This window comes from Frigidibacter sp., from assembly GCF_030695035.1.
Taxonomy (GTDB): Bacteria; Pseudomonadota; Alphaproteobacteria; order Rhodobacterales; family Rhodobacteraceae; genus Frigidibacter.
Map to the genome: position 1 here is coordinate 137,495 of NZ_JAUYTT010000012.1, position 26,574 is coordinate 164,068.

Consider the following 26,574-nt stretch of genomic DNA (forward strand, 5'->3'; position numbering starts at 1 on the left):
TCCCGCAAGGCGCCTCAGCCAAGGCTGCGCGCGATGATTTCCTTCATGATCTCATTGGCGCCGCCATAGATCCGCTGCACCCGCACATCGGCATACATCCGGGCGATGGGATATTCCTCCATGAAGCCATAGCCGCCATGCAGTTGCAGGCAGTCGTCGATCACCTCGCATTGGCGGTCGGTCGTCCACATCTTGGCCATCGAGGCATCGGCGGCGGTCAGCCGGCCCGCCAGATGGTCCGCGATGCAGCGGTCCACGAAGGCGCGCGAGACCTGGGCCTTGGCGAGGCAGTCCGCCAGCGTGAAGCGGGTGTTCTGCAGCTCCATCAGCACCTTGCCAAAGGCGCTGCGGGTGCGGGCATACTCCACCGTGATCTCGACCGCCCGCTCCATCATCGCCTGCGCGCCGACGGCGACGCCGAGCCGTTCCTGCGGAAGCTGCTGCATCATCTGCACGAAGCCCTGACCTTCCACCTCGCCCAGCCGGTTTTCTGCGGGTACGCGGACTTCGTCAAAGAACAGCTCGGCGGTGTCGCTGCCATGCATGCCGATCTTGGCAAGGTTGCGGCCCCGGCGGAAGCCGGGCAGGTCCGCCGTTTCGACAACGATCAGCGACAGGCCGCGCGCGCCCGGTTCCGGCCCGGTGCGGGCGGCGACGATGACCAGATCGGCGACGATGCCATTGGTGATGAAGGTCTTGGCACCGTTCAGCACATAACTGCCGCCCTCGCGCTGCGCGGTCGTGCGCACCGCCTGCAGGTCGGACCCGCCGCCCGGTTCGGTCATGGCGATGGCCCCGATCATCTCGCCGCTGGCCATCTTTGGCAGCCAGCGCTGGCGCTGATCCTCGGTGCCGTAATGCAGGATGTAGGGCGCAACGATGCCGCCATGGATCAGCTGCTGAAAGCTGGTGATCCCGGCATAGGACAGCTCTTCGCTGACGATGGCATCGAGCGCGAAATCGCCGCCGCCGCCGCCATAGTCATCCGAAATGCCGGGGCACAGCAGACCCAACTCGCCGGCCTGCAGCCAGAAATCCCGGTCCACGAATTTCTGCGCGCGCCAGGCGGCATCGCGCGGCACCGCCTCGGCCAGCAGGAAGCGGCGGACCATGTCGCGGAACTGGGCGGCCTCGTCACTCTCCCACGGGCGGCGGGGGCGCAGGTCGATCATGGGTCTCTCCTGACTGTCAGCCGGCGGGATAGAGCGCATCGATCTCGGCGGCGTATTTCTGCGCGATGCTCGACCGGCGCACCTTCATCGTTGCCGTCACCTCGTCATCGTCATGGTCCAGCTCCTTGGTCAGCAGGTGGAAGCGGCGGATATGCGAGACGGCGGCCAGCTCGGCATTGGCGGCAGCAATCTCGGCCTCGACCAGCGCGCGCAGCTCGGGGCGTTCGACAAGGTTGCGGAAGTTGGTGAAGGTGATGCCCGCCTCCTCGGCCCAACGCCCGGCGGTCTCGAAATCCACCTGGATCAGCGCCGAGACGTATTTGCGCCGCTCGCCGATGACGATGCACTCCTTGATATAGGGGCTGCCCTTCACGGTATTCTCGATCTCGGACGGGCTGAGGTTCTTGCCGCCCGCGGTGATCATGATGTCCTTGAGGCGGTCGACGATGCGGAACTGGCCGTCCTTCTCCTCGACCACGTCGCCGGTATGCAGCCAGCCGTCTTGCAGGGCCGCGGCGGTAGCGGCGTCGTTCTTGTAATAGCCGGCAAAGATCGTCTCGCCGCGCAATTGCAGCTCGCCATGCGTCCCCACCCGCGCCTCGGCATTGGCGATCACCTCGCCCACCGCGCCGGGATCGAGGCGCGAGAGGCGCTGGCCGAGCGCCACGCCGGTGGTTTCGGTGGCGCCGTAGACCTCGACCAGCGGCACGCCAATGGTGCGGAAATAGGCGACGATGCGCGGCGAGATCGGCGCGGCCCCGGTCATCGCCACCCGCGCCCGGCGCAGGCCGATGTAGTTCTGCAGGGCGCGGAAGACGAGGATGTACCAGAAGAGGAAGGTCAGCCGCTGGCCCAGACTGCGCTGCCCGGCCGGCAGGTTGGCAAAGGGCGCGCAGGCGGTCAGCGCCCGGTCATAGAGCGCGCGGCGATAGCCCCCCGCCTCCAGCATCCGGATATGGATGGCGGAATGCAGCTTCTCCCAGATCCGCGGCACGCCGAGGAAGGTGGTGGGGGCGACCTCGCGCAGATCCTCCTGCACGGTGCGCAGCGACTCGCCGAAGTTGATGGTGCTGCCCAGATAGATCGGGGCCATGACCGTCGTCATCTGCTCGGCCACATGGCAGAGCGGCAGGTAGGACAGGTGCGTGTCCGAGGCCGACAGCCCCAGCAACCCGCCGATCGCCATCGCCTGCGCACGCAGGTTGCGATAGCTGAGCATCGCGCCCTTGGGCTTGCCGGTGGAGCCCGAGGTGTAGATCATCAGCGCCACATCGGGCAGGGTCTGCGCGGCCAGAACCGCCTCGACCATCCCCGGCTGCGCGGCGCGGTGGGCGCGGCCCATCTCCTCCAGCGCGGCAAAGCTGATCACCGCGCCATCCGGATAGGCGCGCATCCCCTTGGTCTCGATCACCACGATCCGCGCCAGATCGGGCAGTTCGGCGCGGCGGTCCAGCACCTTGTCCACCTGTTCCTGATCCTCGCAGATCACCACCTGCGCGTCGGAATGGCCCAGGACATAGGCGACCTCGCCCGCCGGGCTGGTCGAATAGACGCCAACCGCCACCGCCCCGGCGCAATTGGCGCCAAGCTGCGCCAGCACCCATTCGATGCGGTTTTCGGACAGGATCGCCACATGGCCGCCTTCCGGCACGCCGATGGCCCGCAGCCCGTGGGCCAGATCGCAGGCGCGCTCGAAATACTCCTGCCAGTTGCAGGGCCGCCAGATGCCGAAGTCCTTTTGCCGGATCGCAGTGCGGGTGGGCGAGCGGCGCGCCTGTTCGCGCAGCATCTGCGGCAGGGTCAGGGCGGGAAGCTGAGGGGTCATCTGCGTCACGACAGCCACCGCTTGCGGCGCTTGTAATGCTTGATGTCGCGGTAGCTGCGCTCTCCCCCGTGCCCAGCATGGCCCAGGTAGAACTCGCGCACATCCTGATCGGCCATCAGCCGGGCAGTGGGCCCGTCCAGCTGGATCTTGCCGGTTTCCATGATGTAGCCGTAATGGGCGATGGCAAAAGCCACCGCGGCGTTCTGTTCGACCAGCAGCATCGACACCCCGGTTTCGCGGTTGATCCGCGCGATGATGGTGAAAATCTCCTCGACCAGCCGCGGCGACAGGCCAAGCGAAGGCTCGTCCAGCAAGATCAGCGCAGGCTGCGCGATCAGCGCCCGGCCGATGGCCAGCATCTGCTGCTCGCCCCCCGACAGATAGCCGGCGCGGGCGTGGCGGCGCTCATGCAGGCGCGGGAAGTAGGAATAGACCTGATCGAAGCCGCTATGCTTCACCCCCCGCCCCGACAGGGCGAAGGTGGCGGCGGTCAGGTTCTCCTCGACCGTCAGGTCGCCGAAGACCCGCCGCCCCTCCATGACGTGAAAGAGCCCGCGCCGCACCAGCTGGTGCGGTTCCTCGCCGGCGGTGTCCTGCCCGTCGAACAGGATCCGCCCCGAGGTCAGCTCGCCATTCTCAAGGCTCAGCAGCCGCGAGATCGCCTTGAGCGTGGTGGATTTCCCGGCGCCGTTGGAGCCAAGCAGCGTGACCACCTGGCCCCGCGGCACCCGGAGCGACAGGCCGCGAAGCACCTGCACGGATTTGTTGTAGATGACCTCGATATTCTCGATCTCGAGGATGGTGTCCGCGGCCATATCCGTCATTCCGTCACGGTGATCCAGTCAGAGACCGGCTGCATCTTCTTTTCCGCGGCGCTGTACTGATAGACGCGGCCCACCGGCACCGAATTGCCGGGGATCGAGATCGGGATGCCGATCAGCCCGCCGGTGTCGAAATCTTGAATCGTGTTCATCGCGGCCTTGAGGTTGGTGCCGGTCAGCTCCTGCCCCTGATCCAGCACTCGGCGCGCAGACTCCGCCATCAGCATCGCAGACAGGTAGCCCTGCATGTAGCCGGTAGCCTGATATTCGGGCCGCATCTCGCGGATCTTCGCCATCGTCGGCGCGTCCGCTTCCTCGTCGTAGTAATAGCGGTAGGGCATCACGCCCATGAAGCCATCCGCGGGCTCACCCACGCTGTCCCAGATCGAGCTGTCCATCGACCAGAAGGTGCCCATGAACTTCGTCTCCAGCCCCAGTTGCTGGGCCTGGGTCATGAACTCGGGCAGCGGGGCGAGGATGTAGCCGTGGAAGATGGTGTAGTCGGGCCGGGCGCGGCGCAGCTTCAGCACCTCGGTCGAGACATCGACGGCGGTCGGCGGGGTGATGATCTCCTCGACGATCTCCAGCCCCAGCTCCGACGCCTTGGCGCGCGAGCTCTCAATCGGGTCGCGGCCGAATTCGGTGTCGGAGTTGACCAGCACGATCTTGGCGCCGGGGGTTTCCTCGGCGATGTATTCCATCAGGATGGCGATCATCTCGGAATAGTCCGGGCCCGCCATGAACATGTAGGGATGTTCCTCGGGGTCGTTCAGCTCGGACGCAAAGGACGCGCCGCCCATGATCATCCCGCCCATCCGGTTCAGTTCGGGCGCGATGGTCTTGGCGAAGCCGGTGGAGTCGCCATAGTAAAGGTGGATCTCGTCCTGGCTGGTCAGCTTGTTGAACACCGCCACCGACTGGTCGACCTTGTAGCCGGTATCCTCATAGGCCAGCCGCAGGTTGCGCCCGCCGATGCCGCCGGCCTCGTTCACCTGTGTGATATAGTCCTGCATCCCGGCCTCGATCGCCACGCCGGCAAAGGCGAAGACGCCGGTCAGCGGGATCGACCCACCGATGACGATGTCGTCCTCCTGTGCCTGCGCCGCGCCAAGGCCCGCGACCAGCGCCACCCCGGCCATCAGCCCAGTGACGCGCCGTCTTGTCAGTGAAAACATGCGGTTCTCCTCCCATGCATGGTCTTGTCGTGTCAGGTTCGGAACGGCCAGAGCCGGAAATAGCGCCGGACCCTCGCCACGATCTCGGCAATGCCCTGCGGCTCGAACACCAGAAAGCCGACGATCATCGCGCCGAACACCACAGTGCGCAGCGGCGAGAGCAGCGTGCCGGCATTGGGCACCCAGGGGCTGACCCATTCCACCACGAAGCGCAGCATCTCGGGCGCCAGCGTCATGAAGATCGCGCCGATGATGCCGCCAAGGATGGTGCCCATGCCGCCGACGATGATCGCCGCCAGCAGGAAGATCGAGGCGAGGAGCGGGAAGCTTTCGGGCGTGACCACCCGGAAGAAATAGGCCCAGAGCCCGCCCGAGACGCCGGCATAGAACGAGGCGATGCCAAAGCTCATCAGCTTATAGCGCAGAAGCGGGATCCCCAGCACCTCGGCCGAGATGTCGCGGTCGCGCACGGCGATGAAGGCGCGGCCGATGCGGGTGCGGAACAGGTTCGCCGCCCCCAGCACCATCAGCGCCGTGACAGGCAGGATCACCCAGTAGAGCCGGAAATAGGTGACCAGCTCGACCCCGAAGAAGGTGGCGGGCGGCACGCTGATGCCGCTGGCGCCGCCGGTGACGGGCACCCAGTGGACAAAGACGAAATGCAGGATGAACGACGCGGCGATGGTGGCGATGGCGAGGTAGAGCCCCTTGACCCGCAGGCTGGGAATGCCGACCAGCACCCCCACGGCGGCGGCCACCCCGCCCGCGGCGGCGAGGTTCACCAGCATCGGCGTTCCCAGATCACGCTCCAGCCAGGCGACGGTATAGGCACCCACCGCCATGAACGCTGCCTGCCCCAAGCTGACAAGCCCGGTATAGCCGGTCAGGATGTTCAGCCCGGTCGCGGCGCCGACATTGATCATCGCAAGGCAGACGAGATACAGCCAATAGGCATCGAGCATGAAGGGCAGCACCAGCAGCGCGGCCAGAAAGATCGCCATCCAGACCCGCTGCGGCGGGGTTGTCAGCAGGGCGGCGTCGGCGCGGTAGGTTTCCTTGGCGGTGCCGATGATCATCTACAGCCTCTCGATCTCATGGGTGCCGAACAGGCCATAGGGGCGAACCATCAGCGCCACGATCAGCAGCCCGAAGGTGACGACGCCCTGATACTCGCCGCCGAGATAAGTACCGGCCCAGGACTGGATCAGCCCCAGCGCCAGCCCGCCGATCAGCGCGCCAAGGATGGAATCGAGCCCGCCGACGATCACCACCACCAGCGCCGAAAGACCGAACACCCCCATCGAGGGCGAGATGCCGCCAATTGCCCCCAGCAGCACGCCCGCGCCCGCGGCAATGCCGCAGCCGACCGTCCAGGCCGCCGAGAAGACGCCGGGCACGTTGATGCCGCACGAATAGGCCGCCGCCTGATCGGTGGCGGTGGCGCGCAGCGCGACCCCGCCGCGCCAGTAGCGGAACAGCAGCATGAAGGCAGCCATCACCGCCGCGGCCACAAGGAAGGCCACCAGGATCTTGCGCGACACATAGGCCTCGCCCAGGAACACCGGGGTGTTGGCGATGAAGGGTGGCAGGCTGCGCGGATCGGTGCCCCAGATCAGCTCCACCAGCCCGATCAGCACGGAGCCGAGGCCGACCGTGACCATGAATACCGAAATCGGGCTTTCCCCCAGCATCGGCCGGATCAGCCCGCGCTCCACCACCGCGCCGGTCAACGCCCCGCCCGCCACCGCCAGCGGAAGCGCCAGCCAGACCGACAGGCCCATCCCCGCCGCGAAGGCGAAGAACAGGTAGCTGCCCAGCATCAGAATCTCGCCCACCGCAAGGTTGATGACCCGCGTCGCCTTGTAGATCAGCACGAAGGCCAGCGCGGTCAGCGACAGCAGCGCGCCAGACCCGAGGCCCGCCAGCGACACTTCCAGCAAGAACAGCAGGTCGGTCATGCCCGCGCCTCCGCTTCCTGGCCCGCTTCCGCCGCCAGCCGCCGCATCAGCGCCGCCGGATCGCCGCTGCCCAAGTAGGCCTCGGCCACATGCGGATCGGCCTGCACCTCGGCCGGCAGGCCATCGGCGATCACCTGCCCGAAGTTCAGCACCGTCACCCGGTCGGAAATATCCATCACCAGCCCCATGTCATGCTCGACCATCAGGATCGTGACCCCCCATTCTTCCTTCACGTCGAGGATGAAGCGGGCCATGTCCTCGGTCTCTTCGCGGTTCATGCCGGCGACGGGTTCGTCCAGCATCAGCACCCGCGGCTGCATCGCCAGCGCCCGCGCCAGTTCCACCCGTTTCTGCAGCCCGTAGGACAGCACCGAGACCGGCTTGTGGCGGATATGGTCTATCTCGAGGAAGTCGATGATCCGTTCCTCGACCTCGGCACGCAGCGCCTCCTCCTCGCGCGCGGCGGGGCCGGCATAGATCAGCGCCTGCAGCAGGTTGGTGCGCATATGCGCGTGGCGGCCGAGCTTGATGTTGTCGAGCACCGACATGCCGCGGAACAGCGCGATGTTCTGAAACGACCGCGCCAGCCCCAGCTTGGCCCGCGCCGGGGGCCGCAGCCGGCTGATATCCTGCCCGTCGAGGCGGATCACCCCCTGCGATGGCCGGTAGAAGCCCGAGATGCAGTTGAACATCGAGGTCTTGCCGGCGCCGTTCGGGCCGATCAGCGCGTGGATCGACCCGGCCTCGGCCGTGAACGACACATGCCCGAGCGCCTTCAGCCCGCCAAAGGCCAGCGTCAGCCCCTCGACGCTCAGCGCGGCGGCGCCCCGGTCGCCTGCGGCCCGCTGACCAACAATCGATTCGCCCGCCATCATGCGACGTCGCCCCTGCACATCATCCTGCGCCCCCCTGATCGCCGCTCCCTCCCCGGAGCGGCTGCCGAACCCGGTTTTGCCGCCGCCGTCACTCGCGCCTTGCGCTGAATGACGGGCGAGGCATGTGCCAGCTTCGTCCATTTGTCAGACAATGAAGCCGATGCCAGGCCCCGCCGTCAAGCGCCTCCGCAGGCAGGTTGCGGGATTTCTGGAACGGACGGCATCCGACCCGGGCGCGGGGCATCTCGCGACCAGACGGGATGCGCGGGCAGAAAAATTGCTGCAACTGCAAGCAGATCTGGCGCCGATAACCTACGGGGCGCGGCAAGGGATCGGCCTGCCCTGCTAGGCCGGAACGTGACCTTTCCGGGCAACCGCTTGAAAGCCGCCGCCGCCGTGGGCGGAAATGCACCACCAAGTTTCTGCACTGCAACATCGCGCTTTGCGCAGTCCAAAAACTCGGTTATCTCTTGGCCGGTATAATGGTAAAATGCTTTCGCACGTCCCGAATTCGGCACTAAAGCGTCCGCGGGCCAACACAGCCAGCTCAACAAGGGGCCCCAATGCTTCACAATCCAGCGCAGGTTCAGCAACCTTCCGCGCCGACTGTCAGTGACGAGACCATCGACATCGCCGGCATTGTCTCGACTCTGTGGCGCGGCAAGATCTGGATAGCGCTTTGCACCGTGATCATGGTGCTGGTCGGCGGCTACTATGCCTATGTGGCGGCGACGCCGCTGTTCCAGTCCACCTCGGTCGTCATCCTCGATACCCGCGAAGAGCAGGTTTCGGGTCTTGAAGGCGTGCTGGGAGGACTGGGCGGAGATACTACGGTCGTCAATACCGAGGTGGAGGTGCTGCGCGCCCGCTCGCTGATGCGCAAGGTCGTGCAGTCGCTGGATCTGACCACCGATCCCGAGTTCAACATCGCCCTGCAAGCGCCAAGCACGGCGGATCGCCTCAAGGACGCGATCCGTTCGCTGCTGCCCTCGCCGGCGAAACCGGCGCTGGATCCGGATCAGGCCGAGAAGCAGCTTGTCGACAGCGTCGTTTCGACGTTGCTGGCCAAGACCATCATCCGCAACGTGCCCAACAGCTTGGTGTTCCAGATTACGGTGGAGTCCGAGAACGCGATCAAATCCGCCACGATCGCCGACAGGATTGCCGAGCTTTACATCCTCGAACAGCTGCAGGTGAAGTTCGACGCGACCGAGCAGGCCACCGACTGGCTGTCGGAACGCGTGATAGAATTGCAGGCTTCGCTGGAGGCCGCCGAGGGCCGGCTGCAGGACTTCCGCGCTTCGACCCAGCTGATCGACGAGCAGACGCTTCTGGCGCTCGACCGCCAGGCCAAGGACCTGCGTGACCGTATCGCAGCTTCAGAATCGCAAAGCGCAGCCTTGACGCAGCGGGCCGAGGCGCTGCGCGGCGCCTCTGATCGGGCCGCGCAAGCCGCCGTGTCCGATGATGCCGTGCTCAAGCGCCTGCTGGCGGAAAGCGGCGGCACCCTTTCGCCCGAGGACAACCGCAGCTTTGATCTGCGGTTCGAGCAGATCCTTTCCCGCGCCGAGCTTGAAGCAACCCGGTCCTCCGATCAGCTTGCCTCGCTCCGCGCTGGCCTCAGCGAGTTCGAAGGCCAGATCGAACGGCAATCCGCCGACCTGATCACGCTGCAGCAGTTCACCCGCGAGGCCGAATCCAGCCGGCTGATCTACGAATACTTCCTGAACCGGATGAAAGAGACATCGGTTCAGCAAGGCATCCAGCAAGCCGACAGCCGGGTGCTGTCCGACGCTGTGGTGCCGGACATGCCGTCCGCCCCCCGCAAATCGTTGATCGTCGCAATTTCGGGCTTTCTGGGCCTGATGCTGGGCACCGGCATCGTGCTGCTGCGCGAGGCGGGCCAGAACACCTTCCGCAGCGCCCGCGAACTGGAAGAGCTGACCGGCCGCACCGTCATGGGCCAAATCCCGCAGATCCCGTCGCGATCGCGCAGCGACGCGATCGGCTATCTCTATGCCAAGCCGACCTCGGCGGCTGCCGAGGCGGTGCGCAACCTGCGCACCTCGGTGCTGCTGTCCAACCTCGACAGCCAGCCGCAGGTGATCATCAGCACCTCGGCGATCCCGGGTGAGGGCAAGACGACAACCTCTCTGGCACTGGCGCAAAACCTGACGCAGATGGGCAAGAAGGTGTTGCTGGTCGAAGGCGACATCCGACGCCGGGTGTTCGGGCAGTATTTCAAGTTCGAGCAAGAGCTTGGCTTGCTGGCCGTGCTCTCCGGCGAGAAACGGCTGGATGAGGTGATCAATCATGACGTGCGGATCGGCGACGTACTGATCGGCGAGGCGACCAAGGCCAACGCCGCCGACGTCTTCTCGTCCGACAGCTTCGCCAAGTTCGTCACCGAAATGCGCGCAATCTACGACTTCATCATCATCGACACGCCGCCGGTGCTGGTCGTGCCCGACGTACGGATCATCGGCCAGCAGGCCGACGCGATCATATTTGTCGTCAAATGGGACTCCACGTCCAAATCGCAGGTGGCCGAAGCGCTGCGGCTGTTCGAAACCGCAAACCTGCGGGTCTCGGGCCTGGTGTTGACCCAGATCGACGCGGTCGGGATGCGGCGCTACGGCTATGGCGACAGCTACGGCGCCTACGCCTCCTACGGGAAGAAGTACTACAACGACTGATCCGGCGCCTGCCCGCAGTCTGGCCTGAAACGGCGGCTCGCGGGCAGGTTCGGCCCGGGCCGGCGGGTGATTTCCGGGTGCGCGCCTGCGCATTCATCGCCGCAGCCCCCTCTGACCTGCCGGGAAACCCCATGTCCGACCTGACCTGCTTCAAGGCCTATGACGTTCGCGGCCGCCTTGGAGTCGACCTTGATGAGAATATCGCCCGCCGCATCGGACGCGCCTTTGCCGAGGTGCTGGGGGCCCGCCGGGTGGTGATCGGCCGCGATTGCCGCGCCTCCTCGCACAGCCTCTGCACCGCGCTGACCCAGGGGCTGATGGATGCGGGTGTCGAGGTGATGGACCTTGGCCTTGCCGGCACCGAAGAAATGTATTTCGCCACCACCCAGTTCGATGCCGATGGCGGGATCGAGATCACCGCCTCGCACAACCCGATAGACTACAACGGCATGAAGCTGGTCGGCCGCGGATCCGCGCCGCTGGACCCGAAGGGCGCGCTGGCCGCGATCAAGGCCCTGGCGGAATCCGAGGACTTTGCCGAACCGAAAGCCGGCGGCAGCGTGGCCCCCGCGAACGGGGCCCGCGCGGCCTATGTGGAGCGGGTGCTGTCCTTCGTCGACATCGCCGCGCTCCGCCCGCTGAAGATCCTGGTCAATGCCGGCAACGGCGCCGCCGGGCCCACCTTCGACGCCATCGCCGAGGCGCTGGTCGCCCGCGGCGCGCCGCTGACCTTCCTGCGGCTGCACCATACCCCCGATGGCAGCTTCCCCAACGGCATCCCCAACCCGCTGCTGCCCGAAAACCAGCCGGTCACCGCCGAGGCCGTCCGCGCTGCCGGTGCCGATATGGGCGTGGCCTGGGATGGCGATTTCGACCGCTGCTTCTTCTTCGACGCCAAGGGAGATTTCATCCCCGGCGAATATGTCGTCGGCCTGCTGGCGGCGGTCTTCCTGGACAAGACCCCCGGCGCCGCCATCGTACATGATGCGCGCGTTGTGCTGAACACGCGCGCCGTGATCACCGGGGCGGGCGGGCGCGCCGTGCAGGCCCCGACCGGCCATGCCTTCCTGAAACAGGCGATGCGCGACAGCGACGCCGTCTATGGCGGCGAGCTGTCGGCGCATCACTACTTCCGTGACTTCGTCCACAGCGACAGCGGCATGATCCCCTGGCTGCTGGTCGCCGAGCTGATGTCCCGCCGCGGGGTTCCGCTGGCCGACCTGGTCGCGGCGCGGCGCGCCGCCTACCCTTCCTCGGGCGAGATCAACTTCCACATTGCCGATCCCAAGGCCGCCATCGCCCGCATCATCGCCGCTTTCGAGCCGCAAGCGACCCTGCGCGACGATATGGACGGCGTCAGCCTTGAGTTTTCCGACTGGCGTTTCAATCTGCGCTCGTCCAATACCGAGCCGGTGGTGCGCCTGAATGTCGAGGCGGCGGGCAACGCCGATCTTCTGGCCCAAAAGACCGCCGTACTGACGAAAATGCTGCAAGATCAGCCCTGATCCTGCCCACCCCGGAGACCGAGATGACCGAACCCAGCACCTCCCCCCGCACCGCTCTTGTTACAGGGGCGGCCGGCTTCATCGGCTATCACCTCTGCCGGCGGCTGCTGGAGGACGGGTTCCGCGTCATCGGACTCGACAGCCTGAACGACTATTACGACGTGGCGCTGAAGGACCGGCGGCGGGCGATGCTGATGCAATCGGACGGCTTCCGCTTCGTGCATGCCAAGATCGAAGAGCCCGGCCTGCTGATGGGCCTGATGGCCGATGAGCGCCCCGACATTGTGGTGCATCTGGCGGCGCAGGCCGGGGTGCGCTACTCCATCGACCAGCCTCGCGCCTATCTGGAGGCCAACCTGATCGGCAGCTTCGAGCTGCTGGAGGCCGCCCGCGCCTATCCGCCGCAGCATATGCTGATGGCCTCCACCAGCTCGGTCTATGGCGCGAATACCGAAATGCCCTATGCGGAAACCGCCAAGGCCGACAGCCAGATGTCGTTCTATGCCGCGACCAAGAAGGCCAATGAGGCGATGGCGCATTCCTATGCCCATCTCTATGACCTGCCGATCACCATGTTCCGGTTCTTCACCGTCTATGGCCCCTGGGGCCGCCCCGACATGGCGCTGTTCAAGTTCACCAAGGCGATCCTGCAAGGCGTGCCGATTGACGTCTACAACCACGGCGACATGAAGCGCGACTTCACCTATGTCGAGGATCTGGTCCAGGGCATCCGCCTGCTGATCGACGCGGCGCCCGTGCGCCCCGAAACCCCCGAGGCGATTGCACCGGGAGACAGCCTGTCCGCCGTGGCGCCGTGGCGCGTGGTCAACATCGGCAACTCCGAACCCGTGCAGCTGCTGGACTTCATCCGCGCCATCGAGCAGGCGACGGGCCGCAGCGCGACCCTGAATCTGATGCCGATGCAGGCGGGCGACGTGCCCGCCACCTGGGCCGACGGCGCCCTGTTGCAGTCGCTGACCGGCTACAGCCCGCGCACCGCGGTGCCCGAAGGCGTGGCGCAGTTCGTGGCCTGGTATCGGGATTACTTTCAGGTCTGAGCCTGCGACAGACTGGCCCGAACACCCCCATCTGATCCAGATCAAGTATCCGTGACCCACCTCTCATTAGAATAGTTCTACGTTCAAAACGAACCGGAAGGACTATCCCATGAGTCGCTATTTCACATCGACCGCAGCGGTGCTTGCCCTGCTGGCCGCCCCGGCCTTGGCTGATGATGCCGCCCTGCGTGAGCAGGCCAAGGAAGTCTTCGAGGCGATCCCGATGAACGGGCCCGACCTTGGTGACAACGTAATGACCCGCGACCGGATCGATCTGGGCGCGATGCTGTTCTTCGATCCGCGGATCTCCAGATCGGGGCTGTTCTCGTGCCAGTCCTGCCACAATGTCGGAATCGGCGGCGTGGACGGGCTGGAAACCTCGATTGGCCATGGCTGGCAGAAAGGCCCGCGCAACGCGCCGACCGTGCTGAACGCCGTATTCAACATCGCCCAGTTCTGGGACGGCCGCGCGCCTGACCTTGAGCAACAGGCCAAGGGCCCGGTGCAGGCCGGGGTCGAGATGAACAACACCCCCGATCAGGTCACCGACACGCTGAAGTCGATGGACGGTTATGTAACCGCCTTCGCCGCCGCCTTCCCGGGCGAGGCCGATCCGATCACCTTCGACAACTTCGCCCGCGCTATCGAAAGCTTCGAGGCGACGCTGATCACCCCGAACTCGCGCTTCGACCAGTGGCTGATGGGCTCTGACGGCGCGATGACCGAGCAAGAGAAGCGCGGCCTCGCGGCGTTCATGGATGAGGGTTGCTCCTCGTGCCATGCCGGCGTGAATATCGGCGGGCAGGAATACTACCCCTTCGGCCTGATCACACGCCCCGGCGGCACCGTGCTGCCCGAAGGCGACCGCGGCCGCTTTGCCGTGACCGAGACGGTGGATGACGAGTATGTCTTCCGCGCCGGCCCGCTGCGCAACATCGCCCTGACCGCCCCCTATTTCCACTCGGGCGTGGTCTGGGATCTGCGCGAGGCGGTGCAGATCATGGGCACCTCGCAGCTTGGCGCTGATCTCGATGACACCGAAGTCGACGACATCGTCGCCTTCCTCGGCACGCTGACCGGCGAGCAGCCCGAGGTCGTGCACCCGATCCTGCCGGTGCGCACCAACGCGACGCCGAAGCCTGACCACATGTAATCCCATCTCGGATTGCAGCAACAAGGGGCGCGGGACACCGCGCCCCTTCCGCGTGTGGCGGGCGGCTGTCTCAGGCTCCCGCTATGAACCCCGCCGCCAAGCCGGTGGCCCGCTCCGGCTCCACCTGCCAGCAGCAGGCAATCTCCCAAGCCAGCAATGCCCGGCTGATCGGCGCGGGAACGTCCGCGCCGCATTGCCCGGTGTCGAACAGCACGGCATCCACCCTCGCCTCGTCCCAGTCGAGCAACGCCGGCTGGCCGCTCGCGCTCCAAAGCAGGTTGCCGGGGCCAAGATCGCCGTGAATACCCGCCCGCGTCAGCCCCCGCAGCGCGCCCCAGGCCGCCTGGCAGGCATCCGCCAGCGGGACCGGCATCGCCCGCAGGTCCACATCGCCGCCCGCCTCTGCCCCGCCCGCAAGGTCCACCGCGCCGACAAAGCCCGGCCGCTGCGGCATCGCCGCCGTGCGGCGGTGCATGCCCTCGATGCGGCCCGCGATGCCGGCAAGATCGGCCGGCGCAAAGGGGCGGCCCTCAAGGAACGGCTCGCAGGTCCATCCGTCTTCGATCAGCCGGCCCTGGCCGGACGCGATCAGCCGCGGCACCGCAAAGCCCGCCGCCTCGGCAGCCTCCATCATGCCGCCCAGCCAGACCAGCGCCGCCTCGCTGCGCCGGGTGCTCTTGACCACCAACTCGCGCCCCTGCCCCCGCGTGCGCCAGGCGGCATTGCGGTGCCCGCCGGTCAGCCGCTCCAGCGGCGCCGTGACGCCCCAGAGCGAGAGGATGCTGTCCGGCGGCCGGGTCACACGATGGCCTGTTCCAGGAACGGCCGGCCCTCCAGCACCCGCTCCACTCCCAAGGGGGACAGGTCGAGGCTCTGGTAGTTGCCGGTCAGCAGCAACTCGGCAATGCCGCGGCCCACCGCGGGGGCCTGTTGCAGCCCGTGGCCCGAGAAGCCGTTCATCAGGTAGAAGTTCGCCATATGCGGGTGAAGCCCCAGAATAGCGTTCTGGTCCAAGGTGTTATAGGCATAGTGCCCGGCCCAGAGCCGCGTGACCTTCGCCTCGTCAAACCCCGGCACGCGGTTCCAGATCTTCTCCCAGATCAAATCCTCGAACTGGCCGGCATCGGGGTCGAAATCATCCGCGGCGCAGGGGCCATCATCGGTGGGCACGGTGGCGGTCAGCCATTGGCCGTGTTCGGGGCGCATCCAGTATCCGGCGGGGTCGATGACCATCGGGGCGCCGGGATGGCGGGCGTTGGGGGCGTCCACGACGAAAACCGTGCGTTTCCGGGGCTCTACAGGCAGATCTTCACCCAACATCTTAAGAACAGCCGCCGCCCCCGTCCCCGCCGCACAGATGAAGCTCGCCGCCTCGACGCGGCCGCCCTTTTCCAGCTGCGCCGCAACCACGCGCCCATCCACGCGCTCCAGCCCGATCACCCGGTCGGAGATGAACTGCGCCCCCTGCGCGCGGGCAGCGGCGCGGAACCCCGCCAGCAGGCCCATATTGTCGAACCACCCCTCTAGCCGCGCACCGTAGCTGGCAGCCGACAGGCCCGCGGTCTCGATCCACGGAAACCGCGCCGCGATCTCGGAGGGTGACAACACCTGAGTCTCGGCCCCCAGCCCGCGCTGCATCGCCGCCAGATCCTCCATCAGCGCCGCGCCCTCGGCGGTTTCGGCCAGAAACAGGTAGCCGTTCTCCTTGAGCCCCAGCGAGGGCACGCCGACCTCCTGCCCCAGCGCGCCCTGGAAATCGCGGATGAACTCCACCCCGAAGCGGCTGATCTGCACATTGACCGGATTGCTGAACTGCTGGCGGATCGAGGCCGCCGACAGCGCGGTCGAGGAGCGGGCATAGCTCGGGTCCATCTCAACAACCGTCACCCGCAGGCCCGGCTGCATCCGCGTCAACCAGAAGGCGACCGAGGCGCCCATCACCGCGCCGCCGATGACCAGAACATCCGTTGCCCGACTGTCCATGTTTTGCCCTTTACCCGATTCTGATCCTACCTACCGCGCGGTGATCGCAGGGAAAAGCGGCCTCGCCGCCCCTTTGGCGGGGAAAAGCGACCGCACTCTCGACAGAACGAACTGGGCATGGCAGGTTTGGGTGGGGACTTATGCATATGAAGAGTACAATTGCCCTTAAGGGCCACTGGCAAACGACATCCATGCCTTGTCGGGGCTGGCAGATCGGCGCGACTTTGGCGCCCGGGGCTGGTGCGGCATGATCGACCATCTCGAACAGCTGATGCAGGCCGGCACCATCGAGGAAATCTGGGCGCTGCATGCGGCGCGGATGGCCGGTTTCGGCTTTGACCGGCTGCTTTATGGATTCACGAGGTTCCGCACCACCAAGTCCTTTGGCAGCAAGGATGATCTGCTGGTGCTGTCGAATTACGAGGCCGGCTTTCTGCGCGAATATATCGACGGCGGGCTCTACGTTCACGCCCCGATGGTCAGCTGGGCGGCCGCGAATGAGGGCGCCTGTTCCTGGCGGATGATCGACGAGCGCGCCCGGAGCGGGCCGGCGGCAGAGGCCGAGCGGGTTCAGGCGCTCAATCAGCGCTACGGCATCCGCGCCGGCTATTCGATCAGCTTCCGCGATGCCTCGGTCCGCGCAAAAGGTGCGATCGGGCTCTGCGCGCGCAAGGGGCTGGACCAGGCTGATGTCGACGAGATCTGGGCGCGGCACGGGCGCGAGCTGCTGGTGCTGAACAACATCACCCATCTGCGGATCACCGCGATGCCCTTCGCCACCTCGCGCCGGGCGCTGAGCCTGCGCCAACGCGAGGCGCTGGAATGGGTGGGCGACGGCAAGACTACCGCCGATATCGCCCAGATCATGGGGCTGGCGCCGGCTACGGTGGAAAAGCACCTGCGGCTGGCGCGCGAGGCGCTGGATGTGGACACCACAGCACAGGCAGTGCTGAAGGCGGCGTTCCAGAACCAGATCTTCGTGGTCAGCCCGGAAGCGCGGCCCGAGACGCGGGCTGAGACGCGGCAGGAGGCCCGCACCGTGCGGGCCTGAACGCGCCTCAGCCCCACTCCGCCTCGAACTCGCGCCATTCGCCCTTGCTCATGCCCGAGCTGTCCTGCGTGACAACCTCACCCGCCAACCGGCGCTTGAGCACTTGCGCGCCCTTGCCGCTGAGTTGTACCGCGCCCAGCCGATAATCTTCGAAGGCGCCATAGGCCAGCGGCACCCAGTCCTTGACGATCTGGCACATGGTTTCGGCATAGACCCGGATTTCATACTGCGCATGGGCATCGGCGCGCAGGCGCAAGAAGTGGAACAGGTTGTGCAGGTCGATCTTCCAGTACCATTGCGTGTAGATGTTCGCAGGCAGGTTCATCCGCGCCAGTTCGCGCGCAAGGCCCTGCTGGCCGTCCTGGCTGAGCATGGATTCGTAATGGTCATAGCTGCGCATCGCATCCTCGCGCAGCAGGTCGAGCACGCGGGCCGCCTCCTCGCCCTCCAGCACCGCGCCGCGGCCCTGGTTGTTGACGGTGGATTGCGCGGCGAGCTGGTCCGGCGCCGGGATGTAGAACTCCCGGTCGAGGATCGAATAGCGGGCGGAGTATTCATTGACGTTGGCGGTGCGGTGGCGGATCCACTGGCGGGCTACGAAGACCGGCAGCTTGACGTGGAACTTGACCTCGCACATCTCGAACGGGGTCGAGTGCCAGTGCCGCATCAGGTAGCGGATCAGCCCTTCGTCGTTCGACACCGCCTTGGTGCCGCGGCCATAGCTGACGCGGGCGGCCTGGGTGATGGCGGCATCATCGCCCATATAGTCGATGACGCGGACGAGGCCGTGATCGAGCACCGGATGGGCAGAATAAAGATGCGCCTCCATCCCCGGGGCGGTGGCGCGCAGGGTTTGCCGCGGCTCGCTGCGCGCATCCTCGATCTCGGCCAGTTGTTCCGGGGTCAGCGGCATCGGTCCCTCCTGCGGCATGATTCCGGGCACACTGTATATGGGTGGGGCCTTGGGGTGAACGGCTATATGCGGAGGCGGGTGGCGGGGAAATGCCGCATCGCGCCGGTTGCCCCTCGCCCCCGCCGCGCGGGGCGCTAGACTGCGGGAAGGCCACCGCGCCGCGAACAGGAGAGACCTCATGCAGATCCGCTATCTTCACACCATGGTCCGGGTGCTGGACCTTGACGCCTCGATCGCCTTCTTCCGCCTGCTGGGGCTGGAGGAAACCCGTCGCACCGAGAGCGAAAAGGGCCGCTTCACGCTGGTATTCCTCGCCCCTCCCGGCCAGAGCGAGTGCCCGGTGGAGCTGACCTATAACTGGGATGGCGACACCGGCCTGCCCTCGGACAGCCGGCATTTCGGGCATCTGGCCTATGCCGTGGAGAATATCTACGACACCTGCGCCAAGCTGCAGGCCGCTGGCGTGGTGATCAACCGCCCGCCGCGCGACGGGCACATGGCCTTCGTGCGCAGCCCCGACAATGTGTCGATCGAGCTGCTGCAGATGGGGGAATCGCTGGCCCCGGCGGAGCCCTGGGCAAGCATGGGCAATACCGGGCATTGGTGAGGGCGTTGCGGGTTTCCGGGCGGCCCGTGGCTGACCAAGGCCCATGGCTGACCAAGGCGGGGGGCTGACCAAGGCGGGGGGCTGACCACGGCGGGGGGCTGACTGCCCCCCGGCGCCCGTGCCGGGCGCTCCCCCCGAGGATATTTGGACAAGGCAAAGGCGAAGAAGGGTTGCGCCAAGGCAGTGGCCCGTGGGTTTCCTAGGGGTGCCGGCGGCGCAGGCCGGCAGGTGCGGGCTTTGGGGAGGGCGAACGCAGGCCGTCCCCGCTCCCTCAGTAGATATAGCGGATCTGGTCGGTCCAGTAGCGCTCCAACCGGCGCAGGGCGGTGTTGACGAGGTCGATGCCGTCGAGGCCGATGACGCCCTTCGTCTCCATCCCTTCGGCATGGCGGGCGAAGAGGGCGGCGACGGTGGCGCGGACCTCGCGGCCCTTGGGGGTGAGTTTCACGCGCACGGATCGGCGGTCGATCTCGCAGCGCTGGTGGTGCATGAAGCCGGCTTCCACCAGTTTCTTGAGGTTGTAGCTGACGTTCGAGCCCTGGTAGTAGCCGCGGGATTTCAGCTCTCCGGCCGTCACCTCGTTCTCGCCGATGTTGAACAAGAGCAGCGCCTGCACGGCATTGATTTCCAGCTGGCCCAGCCGCTCGAACTCATCCTTGATCACGTCGAGGAGCAGCCGGTGCAGCCGCTCCACCAGCGCGAGGCTGTCGAGGTAGCCGAGGTGAAAGCCCCGCTTGGCCGTGTCCTGGCCTGCCAGTTGCACCGCCTGTTGCATCGTCATGCGCGTCTCCGCCAGTTGCCCGTCCCGAAGGGGAGACTGGCGGGGAAAGGCAAAATTCCGGTTAACGGCGTTTGGGCCTGCCGGGCCTAGCTTGCGGGCGACAGACGGGTGCGGGCGAAGGTGCCGATCTCGTCCAGCAGCGCGGTCAGATGCGCGGGCGGAACCGCATGGCCGGTGATCCAGGGGTAGAGGTCCTGGTCGTTCTCTTCGAGCAGCACGTCGTAGAGGTCGAGCGCCTCGGGCGACATGCCGGCCAGCCGCGCATCGGCCCAGGGACCGAGGATCAGGTCCATCTCCTTGGTGCCGCGCCGCCAGCTGCGCATCCGCATCCGTTTCAGCCGGGCTTCCGCCGTTTCGGTCATTCCGTCATCTCCCTCAATCTGCCAACTCACGCTGTGCCGCGCTGCCGGTTGCGGCGCGCAGGCGTTCCTCCAGCCGGCCCATGCGGCCGGCGATCTGTCCCAGATCGGCCTGCAGCTGGCGCATCTCGGCCAGCAGCGGTGCCATCTCATGCCGGGGCGCCACGTCGGGGCCCTCGGGCCCGTCACCCTGCCCCGTCAGCAGCCAGGGGATCGACACGCCCAGCATCCCCGCCAGCATCTGCAGCTTGTTGCCGCGCGGGTCGGACATGTCATCCTCCCAGGCGGCGACGGTCTTCAGCTTGACCCCCAGCCGCGCCGACAGCTGCTCGCGCGTCATCCCCGCCGCCTCGCGCGCGCCGGTGACGCGGTCGCCGAAGGTCGCGGTCTCGTCGCTGAACCAGCCGGCCTCGGTGGCCTCTTCCATCGGATCGCTCATCGCTTTCTCCTTTGGTCCTTGATCGGTCATCGGCGGCAGCCTAAGACATGGCCCCGGCAGATACAAACCGGAGTTCCCCCGCATGGCCTTCCTCTCCGACACCCTTTCGCGCGTCAAACCCTCGCCGACCATCGCCGTCACGCAAAAAGCGGCCGAGCTGAAGGCCGCGGGCAAGGACGTGATCGGCCTTGGCGCCGGCGAGCCCGATTTCGACACGCCGCAGAACATCAAGGATGCGGCGAAGGCGGCCATCGACGCGGGCAAGACCAAATACACCGCCGTGGACGGCATCCCCGAGCTGAAGAAGGCGATCTGCGCCAAGTTCAAGCGCGAGAACGGGCTGGACTATACGCCTGCTCAGGTGACGGTCGGCACCGGCGGCAAGCAGGTGCTGTACAACGCGCTGGTGGCGACGCTGAACCCCGGCGACGAAGTGATCATCCCGGCGCCCTACTGGGTCAGCTATCCCGACATGGTGCTGCTGGCGGGCGGCACGCCGGTGTTTGTCGAAGGCCCGATGCAGACCGGCTACAAGATCACCGGCGAGCAGCTGGAAGCGGCGATCACGCCCAACACCAAATGGTTCATCTTCAACTCGCCCTCCAACCCCTCGGGCGCGGGCTATTCGAAGTCCGAGCTGAAGGAACTGACCGATGTACTGATGCGCCACCCGCATGTCTGGGTGATGACCGATGACATGTATGAGCATCTGGTGTTTGGCGATTTCGAATTCTGCACCCCCGCGCAGGTGGAGCCGGGCCTCTATGGCCGCACGCTGACCTGCAATGGCGTGTCCAAGGCCTATGCGATGACCGGCTGGCGGATCGGCTATGCCGCGGGGCCGGAAGCGCTGATCAAGGCTATCGGCAAGGTGCAGTCGCAATCGACCTCCAACCCCTGTTCGATCAGCCAATGGGCAGCGGTCGAGGCGTTGAACGGCCCGCAGGATTACATTGCGGAGAGCCGCGCCGCGTTCGAACGCCGGCGCAATCTGGTGGTGGGGATGCTGAACGAGGCCGAAGGCATCCGCTGCCCGATGCCGGAGGGGGCGTTCTACGTCTACCCCTCCATCGCCGGCTGCATCGGCAAGACCAGCGCCGCGGGGACGAAGATCACCGATGATGAGGTCTTTGCCACGGCGCTGCTGGAGGAAACCGGCGTTGCGGTGGTGTTCGGCGCGGCCTTTGGCCTGTCGCCGAATTTCCGCGTCAGCTACGCGACCTCGGACGAGGCCCTGACCGAGGCGTGCACACGCATCCAGCGGTTCTGCGCCGCGCTGGTCTAAGGAGCAGGCCGATGGCCGACCGGATCACCGCCAACCTGCCCAGCCGCGATTTCGCGGCGACCTCGGCCTTCTACGGCAGGCTCGGCTTTGCCGAAGCCTACCGTGATGGCGGCTGGATGATCCTGAACCGCGGCCCGCTCGTGCTGGAGTTCTTTCCCCATCCCGAGCTGGACCGCTTTTCAAGCTGGTTTTCCGCCTGCATCCGCGTCGATGACCCGGACGCGCTGCTGGCGGAATGGCAGGGCGCGGGCCTGTCCTCGGGCGAGGGTGCGATCCCCCGCCTGACCGGCTTCTTCAAGCCCGGCGCCGCCCCGCGCATGTTCGCGCTGGTCGATCCCGACGGCTCCCTCCTGCGGGTGATCGACAACCGCGATACAGGAGAAGCGCATGTCGGCTGATCTTCCCGACTACTACTTCCGCATCCGCGAGAATGGCGCGGCGGTGTTTCGGGTCGATACCGAAAACCGCCAGCGCCGGATCGAGATGGACCAGATCGCGCTGGTCAATGTCCGCAATGGCGAGATCAAGGCCCATGGCGAGCGCAAGCTGACGCCGGCCGACATGGGGGTGATCCGCGAGTGGCTGGCCAATCGGCAGGCGCTGCTGGCCAGGCGCGACATCGACGATATCCACCGCGCCGTCGATTACCTGAACCTGACCGCGCATTGGGTGCAGACCAAGGCCAGCGACGCGCAGCTGGAGGATGTGACCGACGCCCTGCTGCTGGCGATGCATGACCTGCGCACCGTGCTGGTGCGCAAGAAGTCGGAAAGGATCATGAAGGGTCAGCCGACCGAGGACAGCGGCGACTGAACCCGCCGCGCGCGCCCCGACCAGAAGCGCAGCATCAGCAGCGCCGAGGCCAGCGCGAGCCCGATCACCAGCCCCAGCCACAGCCCGGCGGCCCCCATCCCCAGCGGGAAGGCCAGCACATAGCTGGCCGGGATGCCGACCACCCAGTAGCTGAACACCGCCAGCGCCATAGGCACGCCAGTGTCCTGCACCCCGCGCAAGATGCCAAGCGCCATGCATTGCAGCGCGTCGAACAGCTGGAACAGCGCGGCGACGGCCAGCAGCATGGTGCCCACCAGCACAATCGCGCCCGAGGCCGGGTTCTCCATGTCGAGGAAGGCCGCGATGATCAGCCCCGGCGTCAGCAGGAACAGCGCTACGACCAGCAGGCCAAAGCCCATCGACATCGCAATCGCCGTCAGTGCCGCATCGCGCATCCCCTGCGCATCGCGCATCCCGTGCGCCCGGCCTACGCGGACGGTGGCGGCATTGGACAGGCCCAGATGCACCATGAAAGCCAGCGCCGCCGCCTCCATCGCGATGCCGTGCGAGGCAAGCTCGATGGTGCCGATCCAGCCCATCATCACCGCGGCGGCGTTGAAGAGGCTACCCTCGGCCAGGCTGGTCAGCCCCACCGGCAGCCCGGTGCGGAACACCTGCCGGAAGGCCTGCCAGTCGGGGCGCCAGATGCGCTGGAACAGGTGAAAGCGCCGCAGCGCCGGGTTCCAGGCGGCATAGCCAGCCAGCACCGCCAGCGACAGGACCTGCGAGGCGAGGCTGGCAGCGGCGGCGCCGCGCACGCCAAGCTCGGGCGCGCCCCAGTTGCCGAAGATCAGCGCCCAGTTCATCAGCCCGTTCAGCGCCGCCGCGCCAAGCGTCGCCCAAAGCACCACGGCTGTCCGCTCCAGCGCGGCAAGGTAGCTTTTCAGCACCATGACCAGCAGGGCGGGGACCATGCCAAGCCCGGCGATGCGCAGGTAATCCTGCGCCAGCTGCGCCACCACCGGGTCTTGCCCCAGCCCGCGCAGCAGCGCGCCCGACCACCACATCAGGGGCGCAACGGCGAGGCCGAACAGCAGCGACAGCCACAGGCCCATGCGCACATCGCGGCGCACCTGCACCTCATCGCCGCGGCCAAGCGCGGCGGCGACCATGCCCATGACGGCAATGGCAAAGCCCGAGCCGAGGATGAAGACGATGAAGAACAGCGAGGCGCCCAGCACCACCGCCGCCAGTGCCTCGACCCCGTACCAGCCCAGCATCACCGTATCGGTGACATGCAACGCCATCTGCGCCAGGTGGCTGCCGATGAGAGGCAGACCAAGCACCAGCAGGGCCCTTGCATGGGTGGAATATGGAACGCGCTCGGTCATGGCCGGGGGCTTAGCGCGGAAGCCGAGGGGAGGTCCAGATGTGATCGCTCGCGGTCAGAGCGCTGCCAGCGCCAGCCCTCCCGCGATCAGCGCCACCGCCAGCCCCGCCCCCAGCTCCAGCGCCGGGACGGCCAGCGCGACGCCCCGGGTGCCGGCCAGCGAGGCCAGCGTCCCGGCGCGCATCCCGCCCGCCAGCAGCGCCACCCCCACCGTGACCAGCGCGGTGCCAAGGCCCATGACATAGGTGCCGACGATCCCGGCCCCGGCGATGCCCATCTGCCAGGTCAGGATCAGCAGGAACAGCGCCCCCGAACAGGGCCGCACCGCGATGCCGGCGATCAGCACCAGCGCGTCGCGGAGGGACCGGACCTCGGCCACCTGCTCAAGGCTGGGGCCGTGGGCGTGACCACAGGTCTCGCAGACGGGAGTGGAGGGGTGATCGTGTCCGGATTGCGGATGGGCAGCGTGGTCATGCCCGGCTGCGCCCTCCGCCCCATGCCCATGATGGGTGTGGCCGTGGTCGGCGTGATCGTGGGCAGCGTGCCCGCGCCCGCCATGGTCATGCCCGCCCTGCCCCGCCCGTCCCCACCGCATCAGCCCACGTGCGCCGCGCAGCACCAGCCAGATCCCCACCGCCGCCACCGCCAGATGCCCCAGCGGGGCCAGCGTGTCATCCGTCAACCCCACCACCTGCTGCCGTGTCCACCCCAGAGCCAGCACGCCTGCATAGACCAGTGCCACCGCCGTCGTGGCCTGCGCGAGGCTGGAGGCCAGCGCGATCAGCACCAGCCGCCGCACCGGCACCGCGGCGGCAAGGCCATAGCCGCCGATCAGCATCTTGCCATGCCCGGGCCCGGCCGCGTGGAACACCCCATAGCCGAAGGCGATGCCCATCAGCGCCCAGAACGCCCCCGCCTCGCCGCCCTTCAGCCCACGCAGGCCGCCAGCCATCTCGTTCTGCGCCCAACGCTGGCCGGCTGTGGCAGAGCGCGCCAGCGCGTCGAAGCCGCCCAGTGCCCAGAGCGCGGCCAGCGCCAGCACGACGGCCAGCACCACGGCGGCCAATGCCAGCCTCGTGCTCAGCCCCCGCATGTCAGGCGCAGCTCCTCGGCATAGCTTTCGCCGATCATCAGATAGCCCATCTCCTCCAGCGACTGGTCGGGGGTGTATTCGTCCAGCGCCGCCGCCAGCGCCTTTTGCGCCGCCGACAGGTCCGGCTCGAACACCTGCGCGGAGCAGTCGCTGCGCCCCGTGATGACCGGAGTGCCGATGATGGAATAGGCGGTGTAATAGCCCGGATCAAACGGCTTGAGCACCAGCGGCCCCGTGGCCGGGTCCACCGGCACCGCCAGCCTGCGCACATGGGTCGAGATCAGGTGCCCGTCCTTCCAGTCCGAGGTCCAGTCCTGCGGGCCGGGCACCAGCTCCAACTTCTCGGTCCCGCGGCTGATCTGGAAATCGCCGAGGAAATCCGCGCCCCATTCCATGTCGAATCCCTGCAGCGGCTGCATCTCGGCCTCGGACAAGGCGCCGTCGCCGTCCTTGTCATAGCCGCCATCGGTGACGCTCATCAGCGTGGTCAGCTCGTCATAGATCCAGGTGATCCGCACCGCGGCCAGACGGCCCTCGGCGTCGAAGATCGCCTCCAGCTCGGTATCTACGAACATGTGGGGGTGGGCGGATGCCGGCGTGGCCAGCGCCAGAAATGCCGCCGCCGCGAGTGTTGCCCGAGCCATTGTCATCGTGAACCATCCCTGTCCTGCGCTGCGCCGGGCATAGCAAATCCTGCGGCGGGGTTCCAATCACGGTTGCCAAATCGGCGGGCGCCGTCCCGGCGCGATCAGGCGGCTTGCCGGTGGCAAGCCGACCGCGTCGGTTGCCCGGAGGCGCAAGCCGCAGGGCAAGGGGCGGAGACATAGGCTCTAAGGGTTCCAAATTCTGATGGGTCCGCCCGGATGGGCACGAATGTGCCCGCCCCCCGCAGGGCGGGCACAGCAGAATTTCACGGGCGGCCGAAATTCTGCACGGCCACCGTCGCGCCTTCCGATCCAGACGTCAGCGCCCGGCCTTCGCCAGCCTCAAGCCCCCGGTTTCCGCGCCACAAAGTCGATCAGGCCCGAGCGACCGCGATGGCCCGACCCCTCGGCCAGGTCGGCGTCATAATCCGCCTCATGCAGGATCTCGAACCCGGCAAAAGCCTCGCGCAGCAGGTCCAGTGTCCAGAGATTCGCCTGCTGCGGCGGCCCGCCGGTACCATAGCCCACCTGCCGAGGCGCGTAGCCGTGCAGGAGGAGCAGCCCGCCCGGCTTCAGCGCGCGGGCCATCCCGGCGAAGACCTGCGCCCGCAAGGCGGGCGGCGCGAACTGGATGAATACCCCCAGCACCACGTCGAAAGGCGCCGCGTCCCAGTCCCAATCGGCAATGTCGGCATGGTGCAGATCGAGGCTCACCCCCCGCTCTGCCGCCAGCCGCCGCGCCTTGCCAAGCCCAGTGCCCGACCCGTCGAAGGCGGTGACCCGCGCGCCCTGCTCGGCGAGGAACACTGCGTTGCGGCCCTCGCCCTCGGCCACCGACAGCACCCGCTTGCCCGGCGCGATCCGCCAGGCCTGCCGCGCCACGAAGCCCGCGGGGGCGCTTCCGAAGACATAACCGTCCTGCGCGAAACGTGCGTCCCAATCCGCCATGTCCGGCCTCCCCTATTGCAGGGAAACAGGTGGCGCGCGCGGCAGCCGAGGTCAAGCGCCCATGGAATC

General features: G+C 67.0%; 26 protein-coding genes. 9 read left to right on the forward strand and 17 right to left on the reverse strand.

All coding sequences use genetic code 11. The features are described 5' to 3' along the window. Positions 1 to 14: 14 nt before the first annotated feature. Genes Q8S30_RS12015 through Q8S30_RS12045 form a run of 7 tightly spaced genes read right to left on the reverse strand, consistent with a single transcriptional unit; the run spans position 15 to position 7,823 of the window. Positions 15 to 1,172, reverse strand: a complete 1,158-nt coding sequence (locus Q8S30_RS12015; protein ID WP_305666255.1) for an acyl-CoA dehydrogenase family protein — start codon at positions 1,170 to 1,172, stop codon at positions 15 to 17. 16 nt (positions 1,173 to 1,188) lie between these two features. Beyond that, entirely contained in the window at positions 1,189 to 2,997 is a 1,809-nt protein-coding gene (locus Q8S30_RS12020) for a long-chain fatty acid--CoA ligase (RefSeq protein WP_305666256.1), read from the reverse strand. A 5-nt stretch (positions 2,998 to 3,002) separates the two neighbouring features. Beyond that, positions 3,003 to 3,812, reverse strand: coding sequence for an ABC transporter ATP-binding protein (locus Q8S30_RS12025; RefSeq protein WP_305666257.1), 810 nt, complete (start codon positions 3,810 to 3,812; stop codon positions 3,003 to 3,005). A gap of 5 nt (positions 3,813 to 3,817) precedes the next feature. Next, positions 3,818 to 4,993 (reverse strand): ABC transporter substrate-binding protein, encoded by a 1,176-nt coding sequence (locus Q8S30_RS12030; RefSeq protein ID WP_305666258.1) that lies wholly within the window; start codon positions 4,991 to 4,993, stop codon positions 3,818 to 3,820. 32 nt (positions 4,994 to 5,025) lie between these two features. After that, positions 5,026 to 6,069 carry a branched-chain amino acid ABC transporter permease gene (locus Q8S30_RS12035; protein WP_305666259.1) on the reverse strand — a complete coding sequence of 348 codons (1,044 nt, stop codon included), beginning with the start codon at positions 6,067 to 6,069 and terminating at the stop codon, positions 5,026 to 5,028. After that, the gene (locus tag Q8S30_RS12040) at positions 6,070 to 6,951 is read right to left on the reverse strand and encodes a branched-chain amino acid ABC transporter permease (protein ID WP_305666260.1); all 882 of its coding nucleotides are present in this window, start codon (positions 6,949 to 6,951) and stop codon (positions 6,070 to 6,072) included. Next, the gene (locus Q8S30_RS12045) at positions 6,948 to 7,823 is read right to left on the reverse strand and encodes an ABC transporter ATP-binding protein (RefSeq protein WP_371135520.1); all 876 of its coding nucleotides are present in this window, start codon (positions 7,821 to 7,823) and stop codon (positions 6,948 to 6,950) included. The genes Q8S30_RS12040 and Q8S30_RS12045 overlap by 4 nt, the downstream gene beginning before the upstream one ends. Positions 7,824 to 8,389: 566 nt before the next feature. Here Q8S30_RS12045 and Q8S30_RS12050 point away from each other — a divergent pair. The 4 genes from Q8S30_RS12050 (at position 8,390) to Q8S30_RS12065 (ending at position 14,238) form a co-directional block, all read left to right on the forward strand. Beyond that, the gene (locus tag Q8S30_RS12050) at positions 8,390 to 10,522 is read left to right on the forward strand and encodes a polysaccharide biosynthesis tyrosine autokinase (protein WP_305666262.1); all 2,133 of its coding nucleotides are present in this window, start codon (positions 8,390 to 8,392) and stop codon (positions 10,520 to 10,522) included. Positions 10,523 to 10,653: 131 nt separating this feature from the next. Further along, on the forward strand, positions 10,654 to 12,027 hold the full coding sequence (locus tag Q8S30_RS12055; RefSeq protein WP_305666263.1) for a phosphomannomutase: 1,374 nt from the start codon (positions 10,654 to 10,656) through the stop codon (positions 12,025 to 12,027). Between the two features lie 23 nt (positions 12,028 to 12,050). Continuing rightward, positions 12,051 to 13,085, forward strand: coding sequence for an NAD-dependent epimerase/dehydratase family protein (locus tag Q8S30_RS12060; RefSeq protein ID WP_305666264.1), 1,035 nt, complete (start codon positions 12,051 to 12,053; stop codon positions 13,083 to 13,085). 109 nt (positions 13,086 to 13,194) lie between these two features. After that, complete coding sequence (locus Q8S30_RS12065; RefSeq protein WP_305666265.1) at positions 13,195 to 14,238, forward strand: cytochrome-c peroxidase; 1,044 nt, start codon at positions 13,195 to 13,197, stop codon at positions 14,236 to 14,238. A 70-nt stretch (positions 14,239 to 14,308) separates the two neighbouring features. Here the strand turns inward: Q8S30_RS12065 and Q8S30_RS12070 are convergent, their stop codons facing one another. Further along, a complete protein-coding gene (locus tag Q8S30_RS12070; RefSeq protein ID WP_305666266.1) occupies positions 14,309 to 15,040 on the reverse strand; it encodes a phosphotransferase enzyme family protein in 732 nt (243 codons plus the stop codon). After that, a complete protein-coding gene (locus Q8S30_RS12075) occupies positions 15,037 to 16,221 on the reverse strand; it encodes an FAD-binding oxidoreductase (protein WP_305666267.1) in 1,185 nt (394 codons plus the stop codon). Before Q8S30_RS12075 ends, Q8S30_RS12070 begins: the two co-directional genes overlap by 4 nt. A gap of 196 nt (positions 16,222 to 16,417) precedes the next feature. Between Q8S30_RS12075 and Q8S30_RS12080 the strand changes: the two genes are divergently transcribed. Next, positions 16,418 to 17,272 carry an autoinducer binding domain-containing protein gene (locus tag Q8S30_RS12080; protein ID WP_371135510.1) on the forward strand — a complete coding sequence of 285 codons (855 nt, stop codon included), beginning with the start codon at positions 16,418 to 16,420 and terminating at the stop codon, positions 17,270 to 17,272. A 7-nt stretch (positions 17,273 to 17,279) separates the two neighbouring features. On the opposite strand, the gene thyX is transcribed toward Q8S30_RS12080, so the two are convergent. Beyond that, positions 17,280 to 18,185 carry an FAD-dependent thymidylate synthase gene (gene thyX, locus Q8S30_RS12085; RefSeq protein WP_305666268.1) on the reverse strand — a complete coding sequence of 302 codons (906 nt, stop codon included), beginning with the start codon at positions 18,183 to 18,185 and terminating at the stop codon, positions 17,280 to 17,282. Between the two features lie 178 nt (positions 18,186 to 18,363). Here thyX and Q8S30_RS12090 point away from each other — a divergent pair, with 178 nt between their 5' ends. Then, positions 18,364 to 18,792 (forward strand): VOC family protein, encoded by a 429-nt coding sequence (locus Q8S30_RS12090; protein WP_305666269.1) that lies wholly within the window; start codon positions 18,364 to 18,366, stop codon positions 18,790 to 18,792. 271 nt (positions 18,793 to 19,063) lie between these two features. Here the strand turns inward: Q8S30_RS12090 and Q8S30_RS12095 are convergent, their stop codons facing one another. The 3 genes from Q8S30_RS12095 to Q8S30_RS12105 form a co-directional block, all read right to left on the reverse strand. Further along, positions 19,064 to 19,567, reverse strand: coding sequence for a MarR family winged helix-turn-helix transcriptional regulator (locus tag Q8S30_RS12095; RefSeq protein WP_305666619.1), 504 nt, complete (start codon positions 19,565 to 19,567; stop codon positions 19,064 to 19,066). A gap of 92 nt (positions 19,568 to 19,659) precedes the next feature. Further along, a complete protein-coding gene (locus Q8S30_RS12100; RefSeq protein ID WP_305666270.1) occupies positions 19,660 to 19,935 on the reverse strand; it encodes a succinate dehydrogenase assembly factor 2 in 276 nt (91 codons plus the stop codon). A gap of 13 nt (positions 19,936 to 19,948) precedes the next feature. Further along, on the reverse strand, positions 19,949 to 20,371 hold the full coding sequence (locus tag Q8S30_RS12105) for a helix-turn-helix domain-containing protein (RefSeq protein WP_305666271.1): 423 nt from the start codon (positions 20,369 to 20,371) through the stop codon (positions 19,949 to 19,951). Between the two features lie 82 nt (positions 20,372 to 20,453). On the opposite strand from Q8S30_RS12105, the gene Q8S30_RS12110 reads away from it, so the two are divergent. The 3 genes from Q8S30_RS12110 to Q8S30_RS12120 are packed head-to-tail and all read left to right on the forward strand — an operon-like array spanning position 20,454 to position 22,469. Continuing rightward, the gene (locus Q8S30_RS12110; RefSeq protein ID WP_305666272.1) at positions 20,454 to 21,656 is read left to right on the forward strand and encodes a pyridoxal phosphate-dependent aminotransferase; all 1,203 of its coding nucleotides are present in this window, start codon (positions 20,454 to 20,456) and stop codon (positions 21,654 to 21,656) included. 11 nt (positions 21,657 to 21,667) lie between these two features. Further along, positions 21,668 to 22,054: a bleomycin resistance protein gene (locus Q8S30_RS12115; protein ID WP_305666273.1), complete on the forward strand. Its 387-nt coding sequence runs from the start codon at positions 21,668 to 21,670 to the stop codon at positions 22,052 to 22,054. Next, positions 22,044 to 22,469: a hypothetical protein gene (locus tag Q8S30_RS12120; protein ID WP_305666274.1), complete on the forward strand. Its 426-nt coding sequence runs from the start codon at positions 22,044 to 22,046 to the stop codon at positions 22,467 to 22,469. The genes Q8S30_RS12115 and Q8S30_RS12120 overlap by 11 nt, the downstream gene beginning before the upstream one ends. Here the strand turns inward: Q8S30_RS12120 and Q8S30_RS12125 are convergent. The 4 genes from Q8S30_RS12125 to Q8S30_RS12140 all read right to left on the reverse strand — a co-directional run bounded on the left by Q8S30_RS12125 (position 22,442) and on the right by Q8S30_RS12140 (position 26,505). Continuing rightward, on the reverse strand, positions 22,442 to 23,821 hold the full coding sequence (locus Q8S30_RS12125) for an MATE family efflux transporter (protein ID WP_305666275.1): 1,380 nt from the start codon (positions 23,819 to 23,821) through the stop codon (positions 22,442 to 22,444). The genes Q8S30_RS12120 and Q8S30_RS12125 overlap by 28 nt on opposite strands. Before the next feature lie 54 nt (positions 23,822 to 23,875). Next, positions 23,876 to 24,913, reverse strand: coding sequence for a nickel/cobalt transporter (locus Q8S30_RS12130; RefSeq protein WP_305666276.1), 1,038 nt, complete (start codon positions 24,911 to 24,913; stop codon positions 23,876 to 23,878). After that, complete coding sequence (locus Q8S30_RS12135) at positions 24,901 to 25,563, reverse strand: DUF1007 family protein (RefSeq protein ID WP_305666277.1); 663 nt, start codon at positions 25,561 to 25,563, stop codon at positions 24,901 to 24,903. The genes Q8S30_RS12130 and Q8S30_RS12135 overlap by 13 nt, the downstream gene beginning before the upstream one ends. Before the next feature lie 336 nt (positions 25,564 to 25,899). Then, positions 25,900 to 26,505, reverse strand: coding sequence for a cyclopropane-fatty-acyl-phospholipid synthase family protein (locus Q8S30_RS12140; protein ID WP_305666278.1), 606 nt, complete (start codon positions 26,503 to 26,505; stop codon positions 25,900 to 25,902). Positions 26,506 to 26,574 lie beyond the last annotated feature (69 nt).

Coding starts and splice junctions, on each gene's coding strand:
- Q8S30_RS12135 (WP_305666277.1), bottom strand. CDS start 25,563: ATGACAATGGCTCGGGCAACACTCGCGGCGGCGGCATTTCTGGCGCTG.
- Q8S30_RS12125 (WP_305666275.1), bottom strand. CDS start 23,821: ATGACCGAGCGCGTTCCATATTCCACCCATGCAAGGGCCCTGCTGGTG.
- Q8S30_RS12115 (WP_305666273.1), top strand. CDS start 21,668: ATGGCCGACCGGATCACCGCCAACCTGCCCAGCCGCGATTTCGCGGCG.
- Q8S30_RS12110 (WP_305666272.1), top strand. CDS start 20,454: ATGGCCTTCCTCTCCGACACCCTTTCGCGCGTCAAACCCTCGCCGACC.
- Q8S30_RS12035 (WP_305666259.1), bottom strand. CDS start 6,069: ATGATCATCGGCACCGCCAAGGAAACCTACCGCGCCGACGCCGCCCTG.
- Q8S30_RS12140 (WP_305666278.1), bottom strand. CDS start 26,505: ATGGCGGATTGGGACGCACGTTTCGCGCAGGACGGTTATGTCTTCGGA.
- Q8S30_RS12130 (WP_305666276.1), bottom strand. CDS start 24,913: ATGCGGGGGCTGAGCACGAGGCTGGCATTGGCCGCCGTGGTGCTGGCC.
- Q8S30_RS12055 (WP_305666263.1), top strand. CDS start 10,654: ATGTCCGACCTGACCTGCTTCAAGGCCTATGACGTTCGCGGCCGCCTT.
- Q8S30_RS12045 (WP_371135520.1), bottom strand. CDS start 7,823: ATGGCGGGCGAATCGATTGTTGGTCAGCGGGCCGCAGGCGACCGGGGC.
- Q8S30_RS12025 (WP_305666257.1), bottom strand. CDS start 3,812: ATGGCCGCGGACACCATCCTCGAGATCGAGAATATCGAGGTCATCTAC.
- Q8S30_RS12105 (WP_305666271.1), bottom strand. CDS start 20,371: ATGAGCGATCCGATGGAAGAGGCCACCGAGGCCGGCTGGTTCAGCGAC.
- Q8S30_RS12030 (WP_305666258.1), bottom strand. CDS start 4,993: ATGTTTTCACTGACAAGACGGCGCGTCACTGGGCTGATGGCCGGGGTG.
- thyX (WP_305666268.1), bottom strand. CDS start 18,185: ATGCCGCTGACCCCGGAACAACTGGCCGAGATCGAGGATGCGCGCAGC.
- Q8S30_RS12020 (WP_305666256.1), bottom strand. CDS start 2,997: ATGACCCCTCAGCTTCCCGCCCTGACCCTGCCGCAGATGCTGCGCGAA.
- Q8S30_RS12100 (WP_305666270.1), bottom strand. CDS start 19,935: ATGACCGAAACGGCGGAAGCCCGGCTGAAACGGATGCGGATGCGCAGC.
- Q8S30_RS12050 (WP_305666262.1), top strand. CDS start 8,390: ATGCTTCACAATCCAGCGCAGGTTCAGCAACCTTCCGCGCCGACTGTC.
- Q8S30_RS12060 (WP_305666264.1), top strand. CDS start 12,051: ATGACCGAACCCAGCACCTCCCCCCGCACCGCTCTTGTTACAGGGGCG.
- Q8S30_RS12065 (WP_305666265.1), top strand. CDS start 13,195: ATGAGTCGCTATTTCACATCGACCGCAGCGGTGCTTGCCCTGCTGGCC.
- Q8S30_RS12095 (WP_305666619.1), bottom strand. CDS start 19,567: ATGCAACAGGCGGTGCAACTGGCAGGCCAGGACACGGCCAAGCGGGGC.
- Q8S30_RS12075 (WP_305666267.1), bottom strand. CDS start 16,221: ATGGACAGTCGGGCAACGGATGTTCTGGTCATCGGCGGCGCGGTGATG.
- Q8S30_RS12015 (WP_305666255.1), bottom strand. CDS start 1,172: ATGATCGACCTGCGCCCCCGCCGCCCGTGGGAGAGTGACGAGGCCGCC.
- Q8S30_RS12120 (WP_305666274.1), top strand. CDS start 22,044: ATGTCGGCTGATCTTCCCGACTACTACTTCCGCATCCGCGAGAATGGC.
- Q8S30_RS12090 (WP_305666269.1), top strand. CDS start 18,364: ATGCAGATCCGCTATCTTCACACCATGGTCCGGGTGCTGGACCTTGAC.
- Q8S30_RS12040 (WP_305666260.1), bottom strand. CDS start 6,951: ATGACCGACCTGCTGTTCTTGCTGGAAGTGTCGCTGGCGGGCCTCGGG.